The sequence below is a fragment of the Actinoplanes lutulentus genome (assembly GCF_003259845.1).
In the GTDB taxonomy this organism is placed as follows: Bacteria; Actinomycetota; Actinomycetes; order Mycobacteriales; family Micromonosporaceae; genus Actinoplanes; species Actinoplanes lutulentus.
Map to the genome: position 1 here is coordinate 90,212 of NZ_QLMJ01000026.1, position 23,724 is coordinate 113,935.

Sequence of the window (23,724 nt, forward strand, 5' to 3'; positions counted from 1 at the left end):
CCGTCTATTAATTAGAGCAGTTCAGCTGCCATTCCGACACGAATCCACGCATCCACCCAGGCTCGCACGGCCGCCTCGCCCGGGTCCGGCCCGAGCACCGCGGCGACACCCTCCAGCGCCCCCGCGACCCGGTGCAGCCCGACCAGCGCGAGCGCCTGCCGCGCCTCCCGCAGCCGGTCCGGGTACGCGCCGGGCAGGTGCGCGAGCCCGGTGTGTGCCGCCTCCGCGAGCACTGCGCGGGCCTGCCCGATCGCTGCGGCGAGCGGATCGGTTTGGTGGTGCTGCTCGCCTTGTTCCGGAATCGCCTGTGAATCGGGGGCGGCGAGGTCCGGCACGATCGGTGGTCCATCAGCCACGATCGCGTACGGGTCGACGACCAACCCGCCTCCACTTCTATGAACACTTCCGGACACGTATCTCGGTGTGCCGTGCTTCCCGGAGAGCGCCGCGAGCACCGCGTCGATCCGGCCCGGCGTGACACCGGTGTGGGTGGCCGCGACGGTCGCGGTGTTGCCAGCCTGATCCCGGATCTCCACGGTGAGCCGCTGCTCCCCCGGCGCGTAGTGGACCTCGCCCACCTCGGCGATCGCGAGAACCCGTACCAACTCGGCCCGCACCCTAGCCCGCACCGGCCGAGGTGGCAGCCGCCCGATCTCGGCGGCGAGCAGTGCATAGTCGAGCGTAAGCAGCCCGGGAGGCAGCTGATCCCAAGCCTCGGTGCCAACAGTGACGGTGGACCGCGCGACCCGGCTGGACGCGAGCCGCACCGCCCGACTGGCACTGCGCAACGCCGACTCGGTGACCACGACCCCGGCCGCGAGCGCACCCACCGTCGACCCGCTGACCCGCCGCCGGGCCAGCGCCGGCCCGTCCTCGTCAGCGGTCCACTCCCGCTGCGACACGAGCACCACCCCGGTGGCCGCCTGAGCGTGAAAGATCTCCACCACCCGCCGGTCGTCAACGGCGGTGACCCGCGCGCCGAGCCCATCAAGCCTGACCCGCCGCAACGGCGTCTCCGCCGCTTCCTCCGAGCCAAGAACCCGAGCCCGCAACCCAACGCCACCAACCCACCGCACCCCACCACCCTGCCCCGCGCCGCGCTGATCGGCGCGGCCTTGATCTGCGCGGGTCTGATTGGGGTGGCTTTTCCCTGTGCTTTGGTCCTGGCTGGGTTCCGCGGCGGCGTTGCGGGCGGTCTCGACCGCTCGGTCGCGGGCTGTTTCGACGGCTCGGTGGCGGGCTGTCTCGACGGCTCGGTGGCGGGCGAAGAGTTCGGCTATCAGGTCGGCCAGCTGCTCCGGGACGTAGCGGGCACTGCGCTCCCGATAACCGGCAAGCTGGTCGGCGAGTTCCGCCGTGGCGTCCAGCGGCCACCGGAAACCGGCCCGTTCCAACCGGCCGAGGTGCCCGGCGACCGAGGCGGCCAGGCCTTCGCCGGCGTGCACAGCGCCGTGCCGCAGAACCTCGGCGGCGAACTCCAGCACCGATTCGAGCCCGGTACCCGACGCGGCCTGCCCCTGATCAGCACCGCCCACGTCGACGATGCACTCCGGTTCGCCCGGGTGCAGCGCGTCGGCGACCCGGAACGCCCAGACGGCCAGCGCGATCACGTCGTCCCGTACCCCGGCACGGGCATCGGTGTGCACATAACCGAGGTCACGGGGCACCAGAAACCGCACGGTCGCCGACGCCAGCTCCACCACCGGAACCGTCCCCCGCCGCACCCGCGCCGAATAACCGGCCCGCTCAGCCCGCCGAGCAGCGGCAACCAGCCGCGCCCCGATCCGCGAGACAACCTCGTCGTCCCCGAACCCCCCCGGCGACCACTCCCGCCCAGCCCCCGCCCCGCCAGCCCCCGCCCCGCCAGCCCTCGCTCCGCCAGCTCTCGCTCCGCCGACACCCGCCGACCCGCCGCTCACTCCCGCCGCACCGCCACCGCCACCGCCACCGTCGGCGTCGGCGTCGGCGTCGGCGTCGGCGTCGGCGTCGGCGTCGGCGTCGGCGTCGGCGGATCCTGGCTTGCTCTCGTGGTCGCCAGAAACCGCTCTCCCACGACCACAAGAACAAGCCACCACATCCGGCTCGCGCTTGTGGTCGTCGGAGACCGCTCCCGCACGACCCTCAGCGCTGGCCGGGCTTGGGGTAGCAATGGCTGTGGCTTGATAGGCGAGCACCAGCGCAATCACGTGGCGGCAGACCGTCGTCGCGCCGCATGAGCAGCGTCCCTGCTCCAGCCCGCCCGTCGGCAACTCCGTCCGCACGCCGTCGGCGAACTCGGCGACCACCGCTGAGTCCTCGCCCGCCGACAGCTTCGGTGCTTCCCGCTCCACCTCGCGCGCGGCCCGCTTCACCAGGCCCCGGTTGGCAAGTGCCGCAAGCGCATCCAAATCCAGCGCCCGCAGATCCGCCCGATCCGCCAAGTCCGCCCGCTCCTGCAAGTCCACCCGCTCCGGCAAGTCCACCCGCTCCGGCAAGTCCACCCGCTCCGGTGGAGAGCCCTGCGAGTGCCATTCCCCCGCGCTCACCGGCCCACCTTCTCAGCCACGAACTCGGCCAGCTGGCCCGGTGTCATCGCGCCCATCCACGCCCCCGCGTCCGCCAGCCTCTGGGCGCACGCGCGGTCATAGGCCGGGTCGGCCTGTTCGTCCAGGGCGGCCAGCCCCAGGACGGTGCTGCCCTGGTCGACCAGTTCGCGCACCGCGCGTACCAAAGCGGCCTCGGACCCGCCCTCGAAGAAGTCGCTGACGATCGCGACGATCGTGCGGCGGGGTTGTTCGACGAGCTGCGAGGCGTACCGGACAGCGCGGGCGATGTCGGTGCCGCCGCCGAGCTGGGTTTTCATCAGCAGCTCGACCGGGTCGCTGACGTCCGAGGTCAAATCCACCACCTCGGTGTCGAAAGCGATCAGGTGGGTCTTCACCCCGGGCAGTCCCCACAGGCAGGCCGCGGTGACCGCCGAGTGGATGACCGACGGCAGCATCGACCCGGACTGGTCGACCAGCAGGATCACCTGCCAGGGTGCGAGGTGCCGCCGGTTGCGGGCCAGGAAGTACGGCGTCTCGACGGACAGCCGCCGTTTCTCCGGGTCGTAGTGGCCGAGGTTCGCCCGGATGGTGCGCCGCGCGTCGAAGTCCCGCGCCTGCTTGAACCGGGTCGACTGCCGGGCCCGCGCCCCGGAGAAACTGCGCCGGACCTCGGTCGCGAGCTTCTCGGTCAGGTCACGCACCACTGCTTCGACGATCCGCCGGGCCAGGCGCAGGACCTCCGGATTCATCAGGTGTTTGGTACGCAGAACGGCCCGCAGCAGCCCCGGGTTCGGCTCGATGCGTTCCAGCACGGCGGGGTCGGTGACGATGTCGTGGACCTCGTACCGTTCGACGGCGTCGCGCTGGAGCCGCTCGACGGTCTCCTTCGGGAAGAGCCGGACGATGTCGTCCAGCCAGTCCACCGTGGTCAGCCGGGATCCACCGGTGCCGCCCTGCCGTCGGCGGATGTCCCGCCGGTCCAGCTCCTCGTCGCGACCGTAGAGCCAGTCCAGCGCCGCGTCCCGCCCGGCCGCGTCACCGGCGAGCGCGCCGAGGCTGCCGTCGGCCGGGTCACCGAGAATCAGCCGCCACCGCTCCAGCCCGGGGTCGCTCACCGGCCACCTCCACGTCCGAAAGAGATCATCGAGCACCTCCAGCAGGAAGCAGCCCCGCCTGCGCCAGCCGCTCCTCCACCGCCTCGTCCAGCGCCAGCCCCGCGGCCACGATCTCCGGCGGCATGCTCGTCCGCAGCAGGTCCCGCCCGGAACCACCAAGCCCGCGCATCTCCAGCAGCTGATCCGCGATCGTGACGCGTTCCCGGGGCGGGAAGAACTCGAACGCCTGCCGCAGCGCCGGCAACGCCAGCAGGAACTCCTCGGCGCCGATCCCGCGAACCAGCTCGTCGAGCAGCCCCAGGATGCCGCCGGGCGCGAGCACCGATTCCCGGGCGACGCCGAACAGTCCCGCCAGCCAGTCGCCGGCCGAGCCACCGGTGAACGCTCCGCGCACCGCCGGCCCCGGGTCGGACGTGTCCTGCGACAGGATCCGGGCCAGGCCGTAAAAAGCGCCACGCAGGTCAGGGGGCGCGGCCCGATCGGCCGCGACGCGCTCCGCGATTCCCCGAGCGAGGGTACGGTCGACGCCGGCCCTCTCGGCATGCCGGACAGCATCGCGAACAGCCACGACGGCCCGGATCCGTGGCAGATCGGCGGGCAGGCCCGCACCGTGCCAGCCCTCGGCGAGCCAGAGGATCCGGCGGGTGGCGCCGGCCACCACCGCGCCGAGCAGGTCGCTGCCGGCCGTCCCGAGCATCCGGTCGTGCCGCCACAGGGCGAGGACCACGGTGAGCACCCGGCCCAGTTCGCCGAGGTCGGTGCCGGCGGCGACACCGCGTTCCAGCCGGTCCGGCAGGTCACCGGCGAGGCCGGTGACACCGCAGAACGCCGCGTCGAACAGGGCGTCGGCCAGCTGGCCCAGATCGTTGCCCGCGTCGTCGACGCGCTGGCCGATCCGGGCCGTCGCGGCGGCTTCCAGAGTCGGGCCGTAACCACCGGCCTCGATCAGGGCGACCAGCCTGTTCTCGTCGAGGCGGATCCGCCACTGCTCGGTGAGGACCGGGTCGATGCCGGTGGCCGGGCCGGCCGTCCGGGCGTACCCGGGAATGCCGAGGACCCGCAGCCGGTGCAGCAGGCGGCTGCGTTCGCGGTCTTCGGGTTCGAGCAGGTCGAGGCGGGGTTCGCCGGGCTGGTCGAAGCCGTGCCGCTCCAGCTCGGCGGTGGCCGCGTGCACGAGCGGCGGCAGCGGGGTGTCCGGGTGCAGGCGGCCGATCCGGTCGCCGCTGAGCACCGTGGTCATCTCGACGACCGCGGGGTGCTGGCCGGCCGTGATGGTCCCGCGCACCGACCACGGCAGCGGCACGTCGAGCGCCTCGTTGATCAGGGCCGCGGCCAGGCCGTCGAGCACGTCGACCCGGGCCGGGTGGCGGTGACCGCGCAGCCGGGCGAGAGCCTCGGCGCTGGTCCGGGCGGCGATCAGATCGGCCGTGGAGACCGGCTGGCCACGCTCCCGCAGCCGCCCGGCGACAGCGGTGACCAGGTAACGGGCGGCCTCGGCCGGCCCGTCCTCCCAGAGCCGCTGGTAGTACTCCGGCGACGGCATCCCGGACTGGTAACCCCCGAACGCGTCCAGCCGCCGGAACGAATACGGCACCAGGTAACTCCCACCGACCGCCCCCTCAGGCGGCGTCGGTACCTCCGGCCACCCGGAGCCTGAATCAGGTGAATCGGCGAGGCGGAGCAGGGCTGGGCGGTGGAAGCCGCCGACAACCGCGACCACCGGCCGGTCACCTGCGGCGCGGACCGCCGCGCGGATCCACTCCGCCATGTACGCCTCGCGCGCCGTGTCCGACGACCCGGCCGCCGCCTCGCCGCGGATCAGGTCGAAGTACGCCGCGAGTCGCTCGGCCAGGCCCTCGCCCGGTTCCATCTCGACCAGGTGGTCCCAGAGCGCGTCGGTGTTGTCCACCCCGAACGCGGTGCACAGCCGCTCGACGGCCTCGGCGTACCGCTGCTCCGCGTCGGCGTACCGATTGGAGCGGTCGGCGAACGCCTCGTGCCACGCCGGTAGGTCGATGAAGAGCGGCTCGGCGCCGGTCTCCCGGGCGGCGGCCAGCGCCACCCACTCCGGCGAGTAACCGCAGAACGGCGCCCACGACCCGTGCCGCCGGTGCTCGTCGGCGTAACTGGTGAAGACCGCCACCGGCAGCTCGTGGCCGAGCAGCAGCTCCCCGATCCGGTCGTTCATGTCGGCCGGGCCCTCGATCAGGACGTACGCCGGACGCAGCGCCGCGATGGTCTCGCCGACCAGGCGGGCGCACGCCGGACTGTGGTGCCGGACCCCGACGACGGTGAGGCTCATCCGCCCGGCAGTTCCCGGCGCGCGTCCCGCAGCTCCCGCCACTGCCCGCCGCTGCGCCACGAGGTGTGCTGTTCCAGGTACCGCCGCAGTTTGGCGAGGTCCTCCGCGTTGTCCTTGGCCGCCGTGCCGGCCAGGCAGGAGACCAGGTCGGCGGCGTCGCCGGAGGTGCCGCGCAGGAACCAGCCGCGCAGCCCGACCGCGTGCGCCACCGACACGGCCTCGGCGGTGCTCATCACCGAGGACAGCCGTTCCATCTCGTCGCCGCGCGCGGTCCGCCCGGTACGCAGCTCCCGGAACGTCGTGACCAGCACTTCGAGCACGTCCCGTCGCGGCGGGGCGGTGACACCGGAGCGGCGCAGCAGCTCGGTCGCCTCGGACTCGACGAGGGTCAGCTCGGTGTCGAAGTCGGCGATCGGGAAGACCGTCTCGAAGTTGAAGCGCCGTTTCAGCGCCGAGCTCATGTCGTTGACACCCCGGTCCCGGGTGTTGGCCGTGGCGATGATGTTGAAACCGTCCCGGGCGAAGACCATGCCGGCGTCACCGGGCAGCTCGGGAACCGCCATCACCCGGTCGGAGAGCGGCGAGAGCAGGCAGTCCTGCACTTCGAGTGGGCACCGGGTGATCTCCTCGAACCGCACGGTGCTGCCCTGCGCCATGCCGCGCAGCAGCGGCGCCGGGACCAGCGACCGCTCGGTCGGGCCCTCGGAGACGAGCAGCGCGTAGTTCCACGAGTACTTGATCTGGTCCTCGGTGGTGGCCGCGCCGCCCTGGATGGTCAGCGTCGAGTCGCCGCTCACCGCCGCCGCGAGCAGCTCGGAGAGCAGCGATTTCGCGGTGCCAGGCTCACCGACGAGCAACAGGCCCCGGCTGGTGGCGAGGCTGACCAGGGCCCGGTCGATGAGCGACGGGTCACCGACGAACTTGCGGGCGACGCCGAGTTTCGGATCGCCGACGATGAACGCCCGCGCGGCCCGCAGGCTCAGCGCCCAACCGGGCGGTTTCGGCGCGTCGTCGGCAGCCCGCAGCCGGGCCAGCTCATCGGCGTACCGCACCTCGGCCGGTGGCCGCTGCGCACGCCCCGGTGAGACCTCGACGGCAGAACTCACGACAGCACCTCTTTCAGGTCACGCAGTGCCTCGGCCGCGACGATCGGGTCGAGCTCGCGCAGCCCGCTCGCGGTGTCCCGCCGGTGCCAGCGGTTGCCGGACCGGGCCTCGGCGTAGACCTCCTGGATCGTCTGGTCGGGCAGAACGTCCAGCGCGCCGACCGCGATGCCCGGGTCGATGTCGATGACCAGGCTGAGGTCGCCGGGGATGTCGCGCTCGAACCAGCCCTGCACGCCCGCGTCCTGCGGTGCGCCGCGCTGCCAGCCGCGGCGTTCCAGACCGAGCAGTTTCGTGGTGGGCACGGTCGTCCCCAGGAAGGACCGGCCCAGGCGTTCCTCGATCTGATCCGGGGTGAGCGTCTCGACATCGCGGCCGAGCTGCGGGAACGGCTGGAGGATCTCGTAGTCGGCGAAAACCTCCGACCAGGCCGCCAGCTCGCCGCCGAGCGTGAGCGGATGCGCCACCGCGATCCGCTCGTCGTCGCGCAGGACCACGGCCTCGTCGGTCACGCCGGCGAACGTGCCGTCCTCGGCCAGGCGCACGCCGGTGGACTCGTCGATGCGCAGCCAGACGAGGCGTCGCACCAGGTGCCGCAGCAGCGGATGCCCCGCGAAGTACTGCTGGAAGTCGTCACCGGTCCACGAACGCTGATCGACCATGGCGCGCTCGAGCCGGCGCACCTGGTCGGCCGCGATCGCCCGGACATCCTTTTTCAGAGCCGAGAACCTTTGGTACGCCTCCGGCGCGAGCCGCTGATCGTCGGTCGCACCCGGTTTCGGCAGGGCCTTGAGCCGTTTGCCCGCAGCGTCCGCCACGAACGGCTTGAGTTGCTCGTCGAAGCCGACGGTGAACTGCCGCCGCCCGTAGTCGAGGACGAGGCTGCCGTCCGCGTCCAGCCCCAGGTCGGGCACGAGCCGGTCGGCCAGCTCGTCGGCGCTGAGCCCGAGCGCCGCCGCCAGCTCGGCGATCTTTTCCTGGGCGCGCTCCTTGAGGCCGCGGAATTTCACCTTCTGTGAGATGCCGTGCAGGTACATCAGGGCGACGTCGGTGCCGATCTCGGCGAGCACGTCGAGGCCGGACACCGCGCGGGCATGCCCGCCCTCACCGGGCCAGGCGCGGATCACCGGGGCGAGGCGGCGAACCGTCTCGTCGTCGCCGAGCAGGCCGAGGGCGTCCAGAGCCCAGTTCTGTTTCGCCGGGTGGCCGGCCTCGCGCCACTCGGTGAACAGCCCCCAGGCGAACTCGGCCAGGTCACCCACCTCGCACTCGGCGGTCACCACGGCCAGCCCCGGGTACGCGTCACCGAGCCGGGAGATCGCCAGCATCGTGATCACGTGACCGACCGCCGTGGCGGGCAGCGCGCCCCGGCCACCGGTGAGCCGGATCGGCGGGAGCAACGCCGGGTTGGCCCACTCCGGCGACACCGGAATGGTCTTGGGCAGGATCGTCAGCGGGTCGACGGCCAGGATCTCGTCGACCGCGGCGACGGTGTCCGGCCCGAAGCTCGCCGCCGCGGCGCGCACCTGATCGGCCTGGCCCGCGGCCGCGAGCGCACGCAGACCGTCCTCGGCGTCGGCACGCCCCGCGCCGGCCTTGCCCGCACTGGCCGCGCCCGCGCCGGCCTTGCCCGCAGCGCTCTTCCCGGTGAGCGGTCCCACCGCGACCGGCACCAGCGCCCGGGCAGCCGCTGCGGCATGCCGAGTCAGCCAGGCTGCCGCGATCTTGCGGACCGACCGGAGACGCTGATGCCAGCCGGCCATCAACAGGGCGATCTCCGGCGACGCGACCGGTGCCAGGACCGGTGCGGCGGAGACCGGTGCCCGGAGCGCGCAGTCGACAAGCGCAGGGACGGCGGCCACGCCGTACCGAGCGAGCACGGCCCGCCCCCAGTCGCCGATGTCACCAGCGTCGGCCGGACGCCAGCGCTCGATCAGCGGAAGTGTGAACTCGTCGGGCGCCATCAGGAAGAAATAGATCTCGTCCCATCGGTTCGACTCCGAGGTGCCGACTCGGCGGGCCACGGCCGCGAAGTCATGGTCGCCGCCGTGCCGGCGTGCCCAGTTGCTCGTCGACCAGGACTCCCGCTCGCCCTCCGCCCAGTCAACACTCACCGGATCGCCGGCCACGAGACCGGTGACGACCACGGGTTTGCGGGTGATCGGAGTGACCCACGGCGGGTCGGCCAGGATCGGCGGCAGGTCGGCCGGGTCGGCGCTGTCCGCGAAGGCCGCGCCCAGCGTCTCGAGGACCGCGCCGAGCCGCTCGGCGGCCGGGCCGTCGAGCGCCGGATGGACCTCCGCCGCGAGATCCATCTGGTTGACCACCTGGGTGCGCAGCAACCGGGTCGCCGCGGGACGGTCGGAGGCCGCGAGCATCCGCAGCGCGCGCTCCGGATGCCGGGCGGACACGTCGGCGACGGCGCCGGGCACGTGCGGCCGGTCGAGACGCTCGGCCAGCGCGGCGAAAGCCTCGTCGGTGCCGATCGCAGCCAGCGCGGCGAGCAGCCTTTTCTGCCCGTCGGCGGTGCCGTGCTCGTCGAGCCAGTGGACCAGGGCCGGGACCGACGCGTCGCCCACGCCGGCCACGAACGTATAGAGCAGCTGCGAGTCGTGGGTCACCTGCCAGGTGCTCGTCTCCTCGGCGAGCCGCAGCCCCACGTCGCCGTCGGTGACGACGGTGAGCATCAGCAGCTTGAGCGCCGGCCGGTCGGTCCGGCGCAGAACCCGCGCGATGATCTCCTCACCCCAGGCCGCCTCGTCGGGCGCCAGCACCGAGATCACCGCGCGTTGCGGCAGCGACTCGCCGCGCACGGCCGCGAGACCTGTCACGACCTGCTCATACTCCTCCGGGGGCGCGGCGACCACGGCAGCGCGCAAACGGTACGCGACCCGGATGGCAAGGGACGTCGAGTAACCCGTCGCATCCCGGTCGGGCACGCCCCGGATGATCGGGCGGCTGACCCCGAAGTCACCGGGGTAGAGACCGGCGAGCTCGGCCGTCGCGGCGGCCGCGAAGGCGAGCCCGTGCCGGTCGCGCCAGTAGTCACCGAAGCCCTCGGCCTCGTCCAGCCTGCTCCACCCGAGGATCCCGGAGATCGCCTGAGCCACCGCGCCGGCGCCCAGCGGTGGCGCCGCCGGGTCGCCGGACAGGTAGGCCCGGCCCGCCGCGGAGACGTCGGCGGGAGTGTTGGGGTGCACGAGCGAGGAGAGCACGTCACCCTGGAACGCGCTCAGCAGCTCGGCGGCATGGCCCACCCGAACAGCCTGAACCGCCGGCATCGGCAGGGCATCGGCCCGGCGCGGCAGCACGAACCGGCGCCAGGCGGACGGGATCGCGAACGAAAGCATGGCCGGAACCCTAGCGAGCCGGTCCGACAAAAAACTGACGGCCATGGACAACCGCCGATGGGTCGGCGAGAGTTGAGGCAACTCCGGTGCGGGCCGCGCAGGCGGCCGGCCCGCGCCGGTGTCTGAAGCCGCTGCTGAAAAAGGCCTTGCGCCGGCAGATTCGGCCGTGACAGCCTCATCGGACGAGCACGGACGACCGCGCTCCATCATTGACAAATCGAGTGTTCGAAAGAGTGAAGCCTGTGATCGCCGCCCGGCCGAGCGGCCGCCGCTGACGGTTCCACCCGTCCGCGCTGGTCCTACGCACCCGCAGACGTCGTCACTTCTTTCGAAAAGGTCACTCTCATCATGGATCTGCGCATCCAGCGCTCCGTCGTGTCCAACCTCCGCACCCGCCCGAAGCCGGTCGAGGTCGGCCCCTTCGTCGCAGGCCTGGACCCGGACACGGCAAGTCCCTTCGTCAACTACGCGACGCCGCAGCCCGGTGCGACGATCACGGCTGCCGACGTGGCCGCCCTGGTCGAGGCGTTCGAGCAGGCCGATCGCAAACCCCGGCTTGAGTACGTCATCAGCGCCGCCCCGCAGCTGGAAAGCCTGCTCCTGGCGGCCGGCTTCACCGTCGAGGCACGTCACGAATACCTGATCTGCACGCCCGAAACGCTCGTGCTTTCCCGCGTACCCTCGGATTTTGTCCTGGAAGAACCGGGCACGGACGGTGAGCGGGCCGGGATGATCTCCGCGCAGATGGAGGCGTTCGGTGAGGCGCCGGAGGCGACCGAGCCGGCGGTGGCCGGAGTGCGGCGCGCTCAGGAGCGCGGCGGAATCGCTCTGGCGGCACGCACCACCGAGGGTGTCTGGGCAGGTGGCGGGCAGGCTTCGGCACCGCAGGACGGGCTGAGTGAGGTGGGCGGCATCGCGGTTCGCGAGGCGTTCCGGCGGCTCGGACTCGGTGGCACGATCACCGCCGGCGTCGCCCGGCTGCTCTTCGAACGCGGCGCGGAGATCGCCTGGCTGGAGGCCGGCGGCGAGGACTCCTGGCGCGTCTACGAGCGGGTCGGTTTCCGTCCGGCGGGCAAGCGTCTCTATATCTCGCTCTAGTGGTTGATGGCGGGGGCGCTGTACCTTTCCGGTCGTGCCGATCTTGGGAAGCGCCCTCGTCACCGGAGCGTCGCGCGGCCTCGGCGCGCACATCGCGCGCCGGCTCGCCGCCGACGGATGGCCGGTAGCGATCAACTATCGCTCGGACGCGGCGGGCGCCGAGCGCATCGCCTCGGAGATCCTCGCGGCAGGCGGTCAGGCCGCGGCTCTGCGAGCCGACATCACCGACGAGGCAGGGGTACGCGACCTCGTGGCCGAAGCCTCCGATCGGCTGGGCCCGGTCCAGGCGGTCGTGGCCAACGCGACCGGACCACAGCCGTCCGCACCGGCTGAGCTGGTCTCCTGGCGTGATCATCTGGATCAGCTCGAGTTCTTCGTGAAGAGCCCGACGCTGCTGCTGGCCGCCGCGCTGCCGGGGATGCGTTCGCTGGGGACCGGGCGGTTCGTCCACATCGGTTCGGATTCGTTCGAGCGGGCGATTCCGGGGGCGTCGGCTTACAACGCGGCCAAGGGCGCGCAGATCGGGCTGGCCCGGACGTGGGCGCGTGAGCTGGGCGTTCACGGCGTGACGGTCAACGTGGTGGCGCCGGGCTGGATCCCGGTCGAGAGGCACGGGCCGCTGTCGCCGGATGACACTCGCGAATATGTCGCCGACGTCCCTCTCGGGCGGATCGGCACCCCGCAGGACGTGGCGGACGTGGTCGCGTTCGTCTGCTCGGACGCCGCCCGCTTCGTGACCGGCGAGCGGATCACGGTCAACGGCGGGCACACCATCGACTGAGAGCTACCGTTGCGCTCATGCGGCAGGTCTACGCCCATCAGGCGGTCTTGAGCCCGGCACCGGCGTCGATCGGCGCCCTGCTGGACGGTTTCGACGTCGTCACCAGGCTCGACGGTGACCGGCTCCGGATCCTGTTCACCTCTCCGCCGGACCAGGTCGAGCTGATCCGGTCCCGGCTCGATGCCGCGCTGTCCGGCGGCGACTGGGAGCTGGTCTCCTCGGGCTGCGCACGGGTGGACACCGAGGACCGCCCGGACGCCCGTCGGCTACTCCGGGCAAAAGGGGCTAAATCGGAGTAACCTTCGGGTCATGCTCCTTACCGTCGTCGCCGACTACGGCTCCGGAGATCTCGCCTTCGCCGAGGTCCGCCAGCGACTCGCCACCCTGCTGCCCACGGCCGAGGTCATCACCGTGCCGGTGCCGGCGTTCGACACGGTCTCGGCCGGCTTCTGCGTGGCACAGCTCGCCTTCGGCGAGGGCCCGGCCGACCGGATCATCTACGCCAACGTCGCTCCCCGCCAGGACCACGACGAACCCCGGGCGAACAACGCCGGTGAGCGACTCGCCGCCGCCCGGCTCGACTCCGGTGTGCTGGTCGTCGGGGTGAACTCCGGCGCCAGCCTCTCCTTCCTCGCCGCCGAGGGCGTCCCGATCCGGGCCGTGGACGTGGCCGACCACGGATCCCAGTTCCGCTCCCGCGACGTGTTCCCGGCCGCGCTCGCCGACCTGGCCAACGGTTCGCTCAACCCCCTCGGCGACGTGCTGCCGGTCGGCCCGCCGCCGAAACAGGCGGTGGCGTACACCGACGGGTACGGCAACATCAAAACCACCTGGGACTCGGCGCCGGCTCCTGCCGGGTCGCTTATTCGGGTACGCGTCGGCGACCGGGAATCCTCGGCAACAGTGAGCGACGGGGTCTTCGCGGTGCCGGCCGGCGCCATGTCGTTCGCACCGGGCAGCTCGGGGTGGAACGGCCGGGTCTTCTACGAACTGCTCTCCCGAGGCGGGAGCGCGGCCCGCATCTTCGGTCACCCACCGGCGGGAACCCCGGTCGAGATCATGTGATCTCGGTTATTCTCGCTTCGTATGGAAACATCGTTTCCATAGTTTCAGCGCATGAATCGTCGGCTGATCGCCCCGCTGGTCCTCGGCGCCGCCCTCAACCCGGTGAACTCGTCGATGATCGCGGTGGCCCTGGTGCCGATCGGGATCGCCTTCGACGCCCTGCCGGCCGAGACGTCCTGGCTGGTCTCCGCGCTGTACCTGGCGACCGCGACCGGCCAGCCCGTGGTCGGCCGGCTGGTCGACCGGTACGGCCCGCGCACCCTTTACCTGATCGGCTCCGCGATGGTCGGCGTCGCCGGGCTGATCGGCACCCTCGCGCCGTCGCTGGCCGTGCTGGTCGTCGCCCGGGTCATCCTCGGCATCGGCACCTGCGCCGGATACCCGGCCGCGATGTACCTGCTGAAACGCGCCCGCACCGAACGTCCCGGCTCGGTGCTCACCCTGCTCACGGTGGCCGCGCAGACCATCGTGGTGATCGGCCCGACAATCGGCGGCCTGCTGATCACGGCGGGCGGCTGGCGTACCGTCTTCGCCGTCAACATCCCGCTCGCCGCCGCGTGCCTGATCCTCGGCGCTCTCCGCCTGCCTCGCACGGCCCGGGTTCCCGGACCCCGCTTCGACTATCTCGGCACGCTGCTGTTCGCCGCCACGCTGACGTCGCTCATGCTGGCGCTGATGGGCCGGTACTGGTTCCTCGCGCTCACCCTGATCGCCGGCGCGGCTTTCGTGACGCATCAGCTGCGCATCGCCGAACCCTTCATCGACCTGCGGGTCTTCGGCGGCAACGGTCCGCTGATCCGGACGTACCTACGCACGTTGATGGCGCAGACGATCACCTACGCGTTTTTATACGGATTCACCCAGTGGCTGCAGGCCGGCCGGGGCTTGAGCCCGTCGGTCGCCGGCCTGGTCCTGCTCCCGATGTCGCTGGTCGCGATCGGCGGGTCGGCACTGACCGGCCGTTCAACGCGTTTCCGCCTGGTGCTGCTGGTCGGCGCGCTGACCCAGATCGCGGCGTGCGCCCTGCTTCTGCCGATCGGCTCGTCGACGGCGGTCTGGGTTCTGGTGCTGATCGCCGCCGCTTGTGGACTCCCCCAGGGCATCAACAACCTGGTCAACCAGAACGCCGTCTACCACCAGGCCGACCCGGCCCGGATCGGCGCGGCGGCGGGGCTGCTGCGGACCTTCACCTATCTGGGCGCGCTGGTGGCGGCGGCGGCTTTCGCCCACCAAGGGGCGGGATTGCGCGCGTTCGCGGTCTTCCTGCTGGCGGTGAGCACTCTGATGCTGCTCCTGGTCTGCGTCGAGACCTTTTTGGTACGCCGAACCGCCCACCAGCCAACCTCCCCAGAACCAGTCCCGTCGGCAACCTAACCCACCCACCCACGCACCAGACCGAGCCGGGGCCGAGCCGAAGCCGGGCCGGGGCCGAGCCGAAGCCGAGCCGGGGCCGAGCCGAAGCCGAGCCGGGGCCGAGCCGAAGCCGAGCCGAGCCGGGGCCGAGCCGAGGCCGAGCCGGGGCCGAGCCGAAGCCGAGCCGAGCCGGGGCCGAGCCGAGGCCGAGCGGCGCGCGCGGCAAAAGCTGGCGCTCACAAGACCAGACGCTCGGCAGACCGGGTGTTCGACAGGCACACGCCGGACGCCAGCTTGTGCTCGCGGTCGTCAAAACGGCCTGACAGCGACCACAAGCGCAAGCCGATCCGGGACCACACCGGCTTGCGCTGCGATCAATGCCGCCACTCGGACCCGCCACGACGCGCCGGACCTTTCGATGCCGGTCGGGTCACTGCGCGAGTCGTGTCGCGGCACGTTCGCCGAAGGCCTCCCACCGAGCCGTAGCTCAGAGGGGTTATGAGACCGCGATTACGTGTCCGGACTACGGCTCGCGGCCCTCAGCCGTAGCTCCGGCACCTTATGAGAGCCCGATTGCATGTCTGAGCTACGGCTCACCCGGCGGCCGCCCTCGGCAGGCGGGTGACCTCGGCAGGCCGCCGGCCTCGGCGGCGCGTGGGGTGAACAACCGCCGCTAGCAGGGCATGACTGGCCTGGACTGGAGCACACAGTGAGCCCAGAGCACACCGTGAGCCCGGAGCACACAGTGAGCCCGGAGCACACGGTGAGCCCGGAGCATTCAACGAGCTCGGGGCGCGTGGACGGGAGCACACGGTGGGTCCTGGATTCACCCCGTGCAGAGTCCGGCCGGCCGTCAGTGCTGTCTCGCGAAGGTCGTGACCAGCACTGGAAGCCAGCCGGATGGCACGAGCTGGCTCCAGTGCTGTTTCGAACGCCGCGTACGAGCACTGAGCGCCACCCGGCCGGCCGAACGGCACAAGAATCTGCGCCCGTCACGCCTGACGAACGCGCACCCCACCTGAGGCCGCCACCCGCCACGCCTGACGAACGCTCAACCTCAGTTCGCGTACGGCGCCGCCAGGCTCTGCCGGACCAGCTTGCCGTTCGAGTAGTCCAAGATCTGGATCATGCCGCTGACGTGCAGCCCTTCGAGGTAGTTCTTGTTGCAGTACCCCCACGTCCCATTGCCCAGGTTGTTGGTGCACTTGCCATAGCGGGTCAGGTTCGCCTTCGCGTCGTACACATTCCAGACGATCTCGGCCGAGGCGCTGTCGGCGGCCATGTCCTTGACGTACCAGATGTCGCCGTCGGCCTTGAAGCAGACCCGAGCCCCGATGATCTCGTTGCACTTCAGCGAGCCGGTCGGCGCACTGCTCGCCGTCACGTAGTTGTGCTCGAAGTCGATCGCCATGGCCGGCGCCGGGGCCGCGAAGACCGCGCCGGCGATCGACAGCACGGACGCCACGGCCATACCTACGGAACGCTTGCTGAACATGGTGGAGCTCCCTACCGAATATCCATAGAAGACATGCGGAGTTCTAGCAAAGATCATCAATCCGGCGCCACCCCGTCACATAGACTGACACCTATGAATGGAGCGCGCCCGACCCGTCGTACCGTTCTCACGCTGTCAGCGGCGGCCGCGGCCGCCGGCTCTCTCACCGCGCCGAACACGGCGCACGCCGCCGGTCCCCGGCCGGGACCCGACCTCCGGTCGATCCTTCGCGAGATCGATCCGAAGCGGATCGAGACCTCGGTGCGCCGGCTCGCTGCCTTCGGCACGCGGCACACCCTTTCCTCACAGACCGATTCGGTACGCGGAATCGGCGCCGCCCGGGACTGGATATTCGAGCGGCTCCAGGACTACGCCGCCACGTCCGAGGGGCGGATGACGGTGGAGCTGCAGTCCTTCGTACAGCCCGTCTCCCCGCGTATCCCGGCGCCCACCACGATCACCAACGTGATCGCCACCCTGCGGGGCAGTGTCACGCCGGAGCGGATCTACGTGGTGACCGGCCATTACGACTCCCGCGCCTCCGACGTGCTGGACGCGGTGAGCGACGCCCCGGGCGCCGACGACGACGCGTCCGGTGTCGCCGTGATCATGGAGCTGGCCCGAGTCCTCGCCACCCGCAAACCGGAGGCGACACTGGTCTTCGCGGCGGTCGCCGGTGAGGAGCAGGGCCTGTACGGCTCCGACCACATGGCACAGCGATACAAAGACGCCGGCGCCGACATCCAGGCCATGTTCAGCAACGACATCGTCGGCACCGGCGACGCCCACGACGGCACCCGCCCGGACAAGAGGACCGTGCGGCTCTTCGTCGAGGGGGTGCCCACCTCGGAGACGGCGGCGCAGGCCAATACCCGGCGCAGTGTGGGCGGCGAGAACGACGGGCCGTCGCGGCAACTCGGTCGATTCGTCAAGGAGGTCGAGCCCGACGACATGAACGTCCGCGTCGTCTGGCGGCGTGACCGCTACCTGCGCGGCAGCGACCACATCTCGTTCCTGCTCCGCGGTTACCCGGCGGCCCGCTTCACCGAGCCGCGGGAGAACTTCGCGCACGAGCATCAGGACGTCCGGGTCGAGGACGGCGTTCAGTACGGCGACCTGGTCGAGTTCTGCGACTTCGGATACATCGCCCGGGTGGCCCGGGTCAACGCCGCGACGCTGTGGTCGCTCGCGCAGGCGCCGGGCACCCCGCGCGGCGTGGTCATCGACACCACCCAGCTGACCAACGAGACCACGCTGCGCTGGCAGCTCGGCACCGAGCCGGACCTGGCCGGTTACGAGGTGCTGTGGCGGGAGACGACGGCACCGGACTGGCAGCACGTGGTCGGAGTCGGCAAGGTCGCCGCCGTCACGATCGATCTGTCGAAGGACAACGTCTTCTTCGGCGTCCGCGCGGTGGACACGGCGGGAAACCGCAGCCCGGCGGCCGCGCCGCAACCCGGAAGCTGACATGAGAACGCCGGGGCCCGCGGGCCCCGGCGTTCATGAAACCGACTACGCGCCGCGCAGCACCGCTCCGAAACGGGACGCGGTCACCGCCACGGCGGCGTCGCGGGCGGCGATCGTCTCCTCCGACGTCAGCGTCCGGTCCGGGGCGCGGAACGTCAGCTTGTACGCCAGCGAACGCTTCCCGGAGCCGAGCTGCTCCGACTCGTACACGTCGAAGAGCGCGACCGATTCGAGCAGCTCGCCCGCGCCCTCGGCGAGAGCGGACCGCACGTCGCCGGCCGGAACCGCACGGTCCAGCACCAGCGCCACGTCGATCAGCGCCGCCGGGAACGTGGAGATCCGCGGCGCGTCGATCACCGGGGCGGCCGGCAGCGCGTCCAGGTTGATCTCGGCGGCTGACGTCCGCTTCGGCAGCTCGAACGCCGCCACGACGGAGGGGTGCAGTTCGCCCGCGTACCCGATCACGATGCCGTCGACCAGGATCGCCGCGCATCGGCCGGGGTGCCACGGCGCCTGCTCTGCCGCGCGTACCGAAATCCGCGAAGCGAGAAGGCCCGCGGCCGCGACCGCGACGCGCGCCGCCTCGATGGCGTCCGCCCACCCGGCCGCGCGTCCTTCGCCCCACCAACCGGCCGGGTCGAGGTCGCCGGTCAGCACCACGGCGAGGTGCCACGGCTGCGCGGGGACGATGGTGTTGGCGGCGGCCCACTCCTCGGCGGTGGGACGGCGGTCGACACCGAGCGCCGGAGGCGCGGATGCGGCGAGGTGCGGCAGGAAGACCGTGCCGGTCTCGAAGAGCGCCACGTCACGACGGCCACGGCCCAGGTTCCGCTTGAGGATGCCGAGCAGGGGCGCGAGCAGCGACGTACGCAGCAGCGGCTCCTCCTCGGACAACGGGTTGGTGAGCCGCACCGCGCTACGACGGGGATCGTCGACGGCCAGACCGAGAGCGTCGGCCGTCGACGGCGCGACGAACGGGTAGGACAGCACCTCGACGTACCCGTTCTCGGCCAGGGCGCGGCCGATCGAGCGACGCTGGCGCTGCGCCGGGGTGAGACCGTTGCTGCTGCCGGCCGGCGGCAGCACGCTCGGGATGTCGTTGTAACCGCCGAGCCGGGCCACCTCCTCGACCAGGTCGATCGGGGCGAGCAGGTCGGGACGCCAGGTCGGCGGAACGACGTGGAGAGGATCCGTGCCGCTCACGGCGCAGCCAACGCGAGTCAGCAAGTCCGTGATCTTGGCGGCGGAGAAGTCCAGCCCAACGATCTGGGAGGGCAACCCGACCGGCAGCGGGACCGGCGCCGGCGGCACCACGTGGTCGATGTCGAGGATCCGCTCGTCCACGGTTCCCCCGGCGTGCTCCGTCAGGATCTCGACGGCCCGCTGCAGCGCCACCAGCGGCAACTGCGGGTCGACACCCCGCTCCCAGCGTTTCGCGGCCTCGCTGAACAGCTTGTGCCGCCGCGCGGTCCGGCCGACCATGATCGGGTCCCAGTGTGCGGCTTCCAGGAGCACGTCGACAGTGCCCTGCTGCCACTCGCTGGTCTCGCCACCCATCACGGCGGCGAGCGAGATCGGACCGGTCTCGTCGCAGATCACCATGTCCTCGGCGTCGAGAACGCGGGCCACACCGTCGAGGGTGGTCAGTTTCTCGCCCGGGTGGGCACGGCGCACGACGAGGCCGCCCTTGAGCCGGTTCAGGTCGAAGACGTGCATCGGCTGACCGAGTTCGATCATCAGGTAGTTGGTGATGTCGACGGGCAGCGAGATGGTGCGGATGCCGGCCGCGACGAGGCGGCGCTGCATCCACTCCGGTGACGGCGCGTCCGGATCGATGCCACGCACGACGCGGGCGGCGAAGCGGTCACAGCCGACGGTGTCGTCGATGGCGACAGGATGCGGCGCCTCCGAAGAAGCCCCAGAAGCAGAAACAGCAGCCGGATCAGTGAAAGCCACCCCGAAATGCGTGGCGAGCTCGCGCGCGATCCCTCGCACGCTCATCTCGTACCCACGGTCCGGCGTGATCTCGACCTCGATCAGCACCTCGTCGAGGCCGACCACCGGTCGCGCGTCGGCGCCCGGCTTCTCCGCGAGAGAGGCGGGCAGCACGATGATGCCCGAGTGGTCCCCGGACAACCCGAGCTCCGCGGACGAGCAGATCATGCCGTTCGAGTTGCGCCCGTACGTCTTCCGCGCGCCGATCTTGAATCCGCCCGGCAGCTCGCCACCGGGCAGGATGACCACCACGAGGTCGCCCTCGGCGAAGTTGCGGGCGCCGCAGACGATCTCCTGCGGCGCGTCCCGGCCGACGTCGACAGTGGTGAAGCGGATCGGCTTCTTGAAACCGGTCAGCTCCTCGATGGTGAGCACCCGGCCGACGACCAGGTCACCGGTGACCGTGGCGGCCTGGTCGACGATGCCCTCGACCTCCATGCCCAGGTTGGTCAGCGCGGTGTCCAGCTCCGAAGCCGTGATCCCGGCGGGCAGCTCGACGTACTCGCGCAGCCACGACAGTGACGTCTTCATCGCTTCAGGACTCCATTCCGAAGTTCGTGGTGAACCGCACGTCGCCCTCGACCATGTCGCGCATGTCGCTGACACCGTTGCGGAACATCAGGGTCCGCTCGACACCCATGCCGAACGCGAACCCGCTGTAGCGGGCCGGGTCGATGCCGCAGGCGGTGAGCACCCGCGGGTTGACCATGCCGCAGCCACCCCACTCGACCCAGCGCGGGCCGTCGCGGTGCTGCGCGAACCAGACGTCGAACTCGGCGGACGGCTCGGTGAACGGGAAGTAGTGCGGCCGCCAGCGGGTCTTCGCGTCCGGGCCGAACATCGCCTTGGCGAAGTGGTCGAGCGTGCCGCGCAGGTGGGCCATCGTGATGCCCTCGTCGATCACCAGGCCTTCGATCTGGTGGAAGACCGGGCTGTGCGTCGCGTCGAGCTCGTCGGTCCGGTACGCCCGGCCGGGGCTGACCACATAGATCGGAGGCTGCCGGTCGAGCATGGTCCGCACCTGGCCGGGTGAGGTGTGCGTCCGCATCACCAGGCCGGGAAGGTCCACGAAGAACGTGTCGGCGGAACCGCGTACCGGGTTGTCCGGTCCGATGTTGAGCGCGTCGAAGTTGGCCCACTCCAGCTCCAGCTGGGGACCGTCGACGATGTCGTAACCCATGCCGATGAACACGTCACCCATGTGTTCCATGAGGGTGGTCAGCGGGTGCCGGGCGCCGCGCGGGCGGCGGGTCCACGGCAGAGTGACGTCGACGCGCTCCTCGACGAGGACCCGGGCGGCCTGGTCGGCCTCAAGCTCGGCGGCGCGGGCGTCGAAAGCCGCCTGCACGGCCTGACGGGCCACGTTGACCCGCTTGCCGGCGTCGGATTTCGCGGCCGGCGGCAGCGAGCCGATCTCCCGGCGCGCGAGGGACACCGGCGAGCGGTCGCCGAGGTGAGCGGGCTTCAGAGCGCCGAGCGCGTCGAGGTCGGCGGCCGAGGCGAACGCCTTCTCAGCGTCCACGACCGCGCCCTCAAGAGACTCGGGCGACAGCAGGACGGCCTGCTTCGGGTCGTACGGATCGTTGCGGTAGGACATGGTCTCCCTCACACGAATTTGCCGAAGGCAGTCTACGGAGGCGCGGCATGGCCGCAGCCCGCCGGTCAGAGGGAGCGCAGAAAAGTCAGATCTGGCGCCCGCGACCAGCGGGCTGCATAAACAGAAGTCGACCTGACATGCGTCCCAGCTTACCGTCAGCGCTGCGCGCGAGCCGAGGCATATAAACAGACGGCGGCGGCCGCGGCGAGGTTCAGGCTCTCCGCCTCGCCGTAGATCGGCACCCGGACCCGCCGGTCGGCGCCCTTGAGCAGCTCGGCGGAGAGGCCGTGCGCCTCCGAGCCGAACAGCCACGCCGTCGGGGCGGCCAGCTGACCGCCGTCGAGCAGCGAGTCCACGTCGTCCTCACCGGTGCCGCTGGTGGCGAGCACCTGGAGCCCGCTGTCCTGCAGCAGCTCGACCACGGACAACGGGGAACGGACGACGTCCACGTGGAACAGCGAGCCGGCCGACGCGCGTACGCACTTGCCGTTGTAGGGATCGACGGCGTCGCCGGCGAAGATCACCGCGCTCGCACCCGCCGCGTCGGCCGTGCGCAGCACGGTCCCGGCGTTGCCCGGATCACGGATCTCCGCGACCACCGCGACCAGCCGGGGCTGTTTGGCGAGCGCCTCGGCGATCGGCACGTCGTTCTGCTCACAGACCGCGACGAGACCCTGCGGGCTGACCGTCTCGGTCAGCGCGGCGAGCGCGTCGTCGGTCACCGGCGAGACCTCGGGCGCCTGCGCGGCCAGGTCGCCGTACCGGCTCAGCGCGTGGCCGGTGGCGAACAGCTCCAGCACGGCGCCGGCGGCGAGTGCCTCGCGAACGGCCTGCGGCCCTTCGGCGAGGAATCGGCCGGTCTGATCGCGATCCTTGCGCCGCTGCAGACGCCGGGCCGTCATGATCCGAGGGGTACGAGGTGTGAACATCCCTGGTCTCCGTAGAAACGACGAGCGCCTCCCGACGAATCGGGAGGCGCCTCGAAAAAGTGCTACGCGATATCAGGCAGCCTGAGCGGCAGCGCCGCCGGTGCCCTCGGCAGCGACAGCCGCGCGAGCGATCTCGACGATGCCGGCGAACGCGACAGCGTCGTTGACCGCGAGCTCCGCCAGGATCTTGCGGTCCACCTCGACCTCGGCCAGCTTCAGACCCTGGATCAGGCGGTTGTAGGTCATGCCGTTGGCCCGAGCGGCCGCGTTGATGCGCGTGATCCACAGCTGGCGGAAGTCGCCCTTGCGGTCACGGCGGTCGCGGTACGCGTACTGCATCGAGTGCAGCACCTGCTCTTTGGCCTTGCGGTACAGGCGCGAGCGCTGGCCGCGGTAGCCACTCGCGGTCTCGAGCAGGGTACGGCGCTTCTTCTGGGCGTTTACCGCCCGCTTGACGCGTGCCATTTCTAGTTACTCCTTAGGGGAACTGGTCAGGCTCGCGTCAGCGGCCCAGAAGCTTGTTCACTCGCTTGGTGTCGGCCTTGGCCACGGTGACCGTGCCGGTCATCCGGCGGGTGACCCGGGAGGACTTGTGCTCCAGCAGGTGACGCTTACCGGCCTGCTCGGTGACGAGCTTGCCCTTACCGGTGACCTTCACCCGCTTGCCCATGCCGGTGTGGCTCTTCATCTTCGGCACTGAACGCCTCTTTCTGATCTTTCCCGGCAACCGAGGGGAGGCCGAGAAAAGCTGATTACTCTGCGGTGCTTTCGGCCGGGGCCGCGACGGCCTCGGCTTCTTCGCCTTCGCGCGGCTCCCGCGGCGGACGCGCGTTGGCGGCGACCGTGGCGGCCGCTGCGGCCTTCGTGGCCCGGTGCGGGGCCAACACCATAATCATGTTCCGGCCGTCCTGCTTGGGACTGGCCTCGACGAAGCCGAGCTCAGAGATCTCCTCGCTGAGCCGGCGAAGCAGCCGGAATCCCAGCTCGGGGCGGCTCTGCTCACGGCCGCGGAACATGATCGTCACCTTGACCTTGTCGCCCGCCTTGAGGAACCGGACGACGTGACCCTTTTTGGTCTCGTAGTCGTGCGGGTCGATCTTCGGCCGAAGCTTCATTTCCTTGATGACGGTTTGCTGCTGGTTGCGCCGCGCTTCGCGAGCCTTGAGTGCGCTCTCGTACTTGAACTTGCCGAAGTCCATGAGCTTGCACACCGGCGGCCGCGCCATCGGAGCAACCTCGACCAGGTCCAGGTCGACATCCGCAGCCAGCTGGAGAGCGCGCTCGAGCGGCACAATGCCGACCTGCTCACCCTCCGGACCGACCAGGCGGACCTCACGAGCCCGGATCTGTTCGTTCACGCGTGGTTCGACGCTGATGGGGCCTCCTCAGAACGTTGTTCTCTCATCCATAACGCCGTGTGCGTTACGAATGATGCCAATGGCGGTCGGCCCCGAGTGTCCCGATGGTGGCGGGACGCCGGGAAAGCAGAAGACCCCGTCAGTGCTGTGAAAAGCACATGGCGGGGCCCGCTCGACCGGTCATCGGCGTC

18 protein-coding genes are annotated in these 23,724 nt (G+C 71.0%); 6 read left to right on the forward strand and 12 right to left on the reverse strand.

The window, feature by feature from the left end; translation table 11 throughout:
• Nucleotides 1-11: 11 nt before the first annotated feature.
• The 5 genes from B0I29_RS46160 to B0I29_RS40340 are packed head-to-tail and all read right to left on the reverse strand — an operon-like array spanning nt 12 to nt 10,395.
• Nucleotides 12-2,525, reverse strand: a complete 2,514-nt coding sequence (locus B0I29_RS46160) for a hypothetical protein (protein WP_181558226.1) — start codon at nt 2,523-2,525, stop codon at nt 12-14.
• Nucleotides 2,522-3,640, reverse strand: a complete 1,119-nt coding sequence (locus B0I29_RS40325) for a VWA domain-containing protein (protein WP_111654451.1) — start codon at nt 3,638-3,640, stop codon at nt 2,522-2,524. The genes B0I29_RS46160 and B0I29_RS40325 overlap by 4 nt, the downstream gene beginning before the upstream one ends.
• Before the next feature lie 25 nt (nt 3,641-3,665).
• A complete protein-coding gene (locus B0I29_RS40330) occupies nt 3,666-5,942 on the reverse strand; it encodes a DUF5682 family protein (protein WP_111654452.1) in 2,277 nt (758 codons plus the stop codon).
• A complete protein-coding gene (locus B0I29_RS40335) occupies nt 5,939-7,048 on the reverse strand; it encodes an ATP-binding protein (RefSeq protein ID WP_111654453.1) in 1,110 nt (369 codons plus the stop codon). The genes B0I29_RS40330 and B0I29_RS40335 overlap by 4 nt, the downstream gene beginning before the upstream one ends.
• Nucleotides 7,045-10,395 carry a DUF4132 domain-containing protein gene (locus B0I29_RS40340; RefSeq protein ID WP_111654454.1) on the reverse strand — a complete coding sequence of 1,117 codons (3,351 nt, stop codon included), beginning with the start codon at nt 10,393-10,395 and terminating at the stop codon, nt 7,045-7,047. Before B0I29_RS40340 ends, B0I29_RS40335 begins: the two co-directional genes overlap by 4 nt.
• 348 nt (nt 10,396-10,743) lie before the next feature.
• On the opposite strand from B0I29_RS40340, the gene B0I29_RS40345 reads away from it, so the two are divergent.
• From B0I29_RS40345 to B0I29_RS40365, 5 genes are read left to right on the forward strand one after another with little or no spacing between them, the layout of a single operon-like run.
• Entirely contained in the window at nt 10,744-11,493 is a 750-nt protein-coding gene (locus B0I29_RS40345; RefSeq protein ID WP_111654455.1) for a GNAT family N-acetyltransferase, read from the forward strand.
• Between the two features lie 34 nt (nt 11,494-11,527).
• Nucleotides 11,528-12,274 (forward strand): SDR family oxidoreductase, encoded by a 747-nt coding sequence (locus B0I29_RS40350; RefSeq protein ID WP_245973148.1) that lies wholly within the window; start codon nt 11,528-11,530, stop codon nt 12,272-12,274.
• 17 nt (nt 12,275-12,291) lie between these two features.
• A complete protein-coding gene (locus B0I29_RS40355) occupies nt 12,292-12,573 on the forward strand; it encodes a hypothetical protein (RefSeq protein ID WP_111654456.1) in 282 nt (93 codons plus the stop codon).
• A gap of 10 nt (nt 12,574-12,583) precedes the next feature.
• Complete coding sequence (locus tag B0I29_RS40360) at nt 12,584-13,339, forward strand: SAM hydrolase/SAM-dependent halogenase family protein (protein ID WP_111654457.1); 756 nt, start codon at nt 12,584-12,586, stop codon at nt 13,337-13,339.
• Nucleotides 13,340-13,390: 51 nt separating this feature from the next.
• Entirely contained in the window at nt 13,391-14,713 is a 1,323-nt protein-coding gene (locus B0I29_RS40365) for an MFS transporter (RefSeq protein WP_111654458.1), read from the forward strand.
• 1,036 nt (nt 14,714-15,749) lie between these two features.
• Here B0I29_RS40365 and B0I29_RS40370 read toward each other — a convergent pair.
• On the reverse strand, nt 15,750-16,187 hold the full coding sequence (locus tag B0I29_RS40370; RefSeq protein WP_146617047.1) for a hypothetical protein: 438 nt from the start codon (nt 16,185-16,187) through the stop codon (nt 15,750-15,752).
• Between the two features lie 93 nt (nt 16,188-16,280).
• On the opposite strand from B0I29_RS40370, the gene B0I29_RS40375 reads away from it, so the two are divergent.
• Nucleotides 16,281-17,654 carry a M20/M25/M40 family metallo-hydrolase gene (locus tag B0I29_RS40375; protein ID WP_111654460.1) on the forward strand — a complete coding sequence of 458 codons (1,374 nt, stop codon included), beginning with the start codon at nt 16,281-16,283 and terminating at the stop codon, nt 17,652-17,654.
• A gap of 45 nt (nt 17,655-17,699) precedes the next feature.
• Here B0I29_RS40375 and pheT read toward each other — a convergent pair whose 3' ends face one another.
• The 6 genes from pheT to infC all read right to left on the reverse strand — a co-directional run bounded on the left by pheT (nt 17,700) and on the right by infC (nt 23,533).
• Nucleotides 17,700-20,180: a phenylalanine--tRNA ligase subunit beta gene (gene pheT / locus B0I29_RS40380; RefSeq protein ID WP_111654461.1), complete on the reverse strand. Its 2,481-nt coding sequence runs from the start codon at nt 20,178-20,180 to the stop codon at nt 17,700-17,702.
• A 4-nt stretch (nt 20,181-20,184) separates the two neighbouring features.
• Entirely contained in the window at nt 20,185-21,246 is a 1,062-nt protein-coding gene (gene pheS, locus B0I29_RS40385) for a phenylalanine--tRNA ligase subunit alpha (protein ID WP_111654462.1), read from the reverse strand.
• 155 nt (nt 21,247-21,401) lie between these two features.
• Nucleotides 21,402-22,175: a TrmH family RNA methyltransferase gene (locus tag B0I29_RS40390; protein WP_111654463.1), complete on the reverse strand. Its 774-nt coding sequence runs from the start codon at nt 22,173-22,175 to the stop codon at nt 21,402-21,404.
• 72 nt (nt 22,176-22,247) lie between these two features.
• Nucleotides 22,248-22,640 carry a 50S ribosomal protein L20 gene (gene rplT, locus B0I29_RS40395; protein WP_111654464.1) on the reverse strand — a complete coding sequence of 131 codons (393 nt, stop codon included), beginning with the start codon at nt 22,638-22,640 and terminating at the stop codon, nt 22,248-22,250.
• 37 nt (nt 22,641-22,677) lie between these two features.
• Entirely contained in the window at nt 22,678-22,872 is a 195-nt protein-coding gene (rpmI, locus tag B0I29_RS40400; protein ID WP_014446292.1) for a 50S ribosomal protein L35, read from the reverse strand.
• 55 nt (nt 22,873-22,927) lie between these two features.
• Entirely contained in the window at nt 22,928-23,533 is a 606-nt protein-coding gene (gene infC / locus B0I29_RS40405; protein WP_111654465.1) for a translation initiation factor IF-3, read from the reverse strand.
• Nucleotides 23,534-23,724: the final 191 nt, after the last annotated feature.

Bases quoted from the DNA above. Each gene is read 5' to 3' on its own strand.
- B0I29_RS40345 (WP_111654455.1), top strand. From the start codon at position 10,744: ATGGATCTGCGCATCCAGCGCTCCGTCGTGTCCAACCTCCGCACCCGC.
- rplT (WP_111654464.1), bottom strand. From the start codon at position 22,640: ATGGCACGCGTCAAGCGGGCGGTAAACGCCCAGAAGAAGCGCCGTACC.
- pheS (WP_111654462.1), bottom strand. From the start codon at position 21,246: ATGTCCTACCGCAACGATCCGTACGACCCGAAGCAGGCCGTCCTGCTG.
- B0I29_RS40375 (WP_111654460.1), top strand. From the start codon at position 16,281: ATGAATGGAGCGCGCCCGACCCGTCGTACCGTTCTCACGCTGTCAGCG.
- B0I29_RS40390 (WP_111654463.1), bottom strand. From the start codon at position 22,175: ATGTTCACACCTCGTACCCCTCGGATCATGACGGCCCGGCGTCTGCAG.
- B0I29_RS40370 (WP_146617047.1), bottom strand. From the start codon at position 16,187: ATGTTCAGCAAGCGTTCCGTAGGTATGGCCGTGGCGTCCGTGCTGTCG.
- B0I29_RS40355 (WP_111654456.1), top strand. From the start codon at position 12,292: ATGCGGCAGGTCTACGCCCATCAGGCGGTCTTGAGCCCGGCACCGGCG.
- B0I29_RS40360 (WP_111654457.1), top strand. From the start codon at position 12,584: ATGCTCCTTACCGTCGTCGCCGACTACGGCTCCGGAGATCTCGCCTTC.
- B0I29_RS40330 (WP_111654452.1), bottom strand. From the start codon at position 5,942: ATGAGCCTCACCGTCGTCGGGGTCCGGCACCACAGTCCGGCGTGCGCC.
- B0I29_RS40365 (WP_111654458.1), top strand. From the start codon at position 13,391: ATGAATCGTCGGCTGATCGCCCCGCTGGTCCTCGGCGCCGCCCTCAAC.
- B0I29_RS40340 (WP_111654454.1), bottom strand. From the start codon at position 10,395: ATGCTTTCGTTCGCGATCCCGTCCGCCTGGCGCCGGTTCGTGCTGCCG.
- pheT (WP_111654461.1), bottom strand. From the start codon at position 20,180: ATGAAGACGTCACTGTCGTGGCTGCGCGAGTACGTCGAGCTGCCCGCC.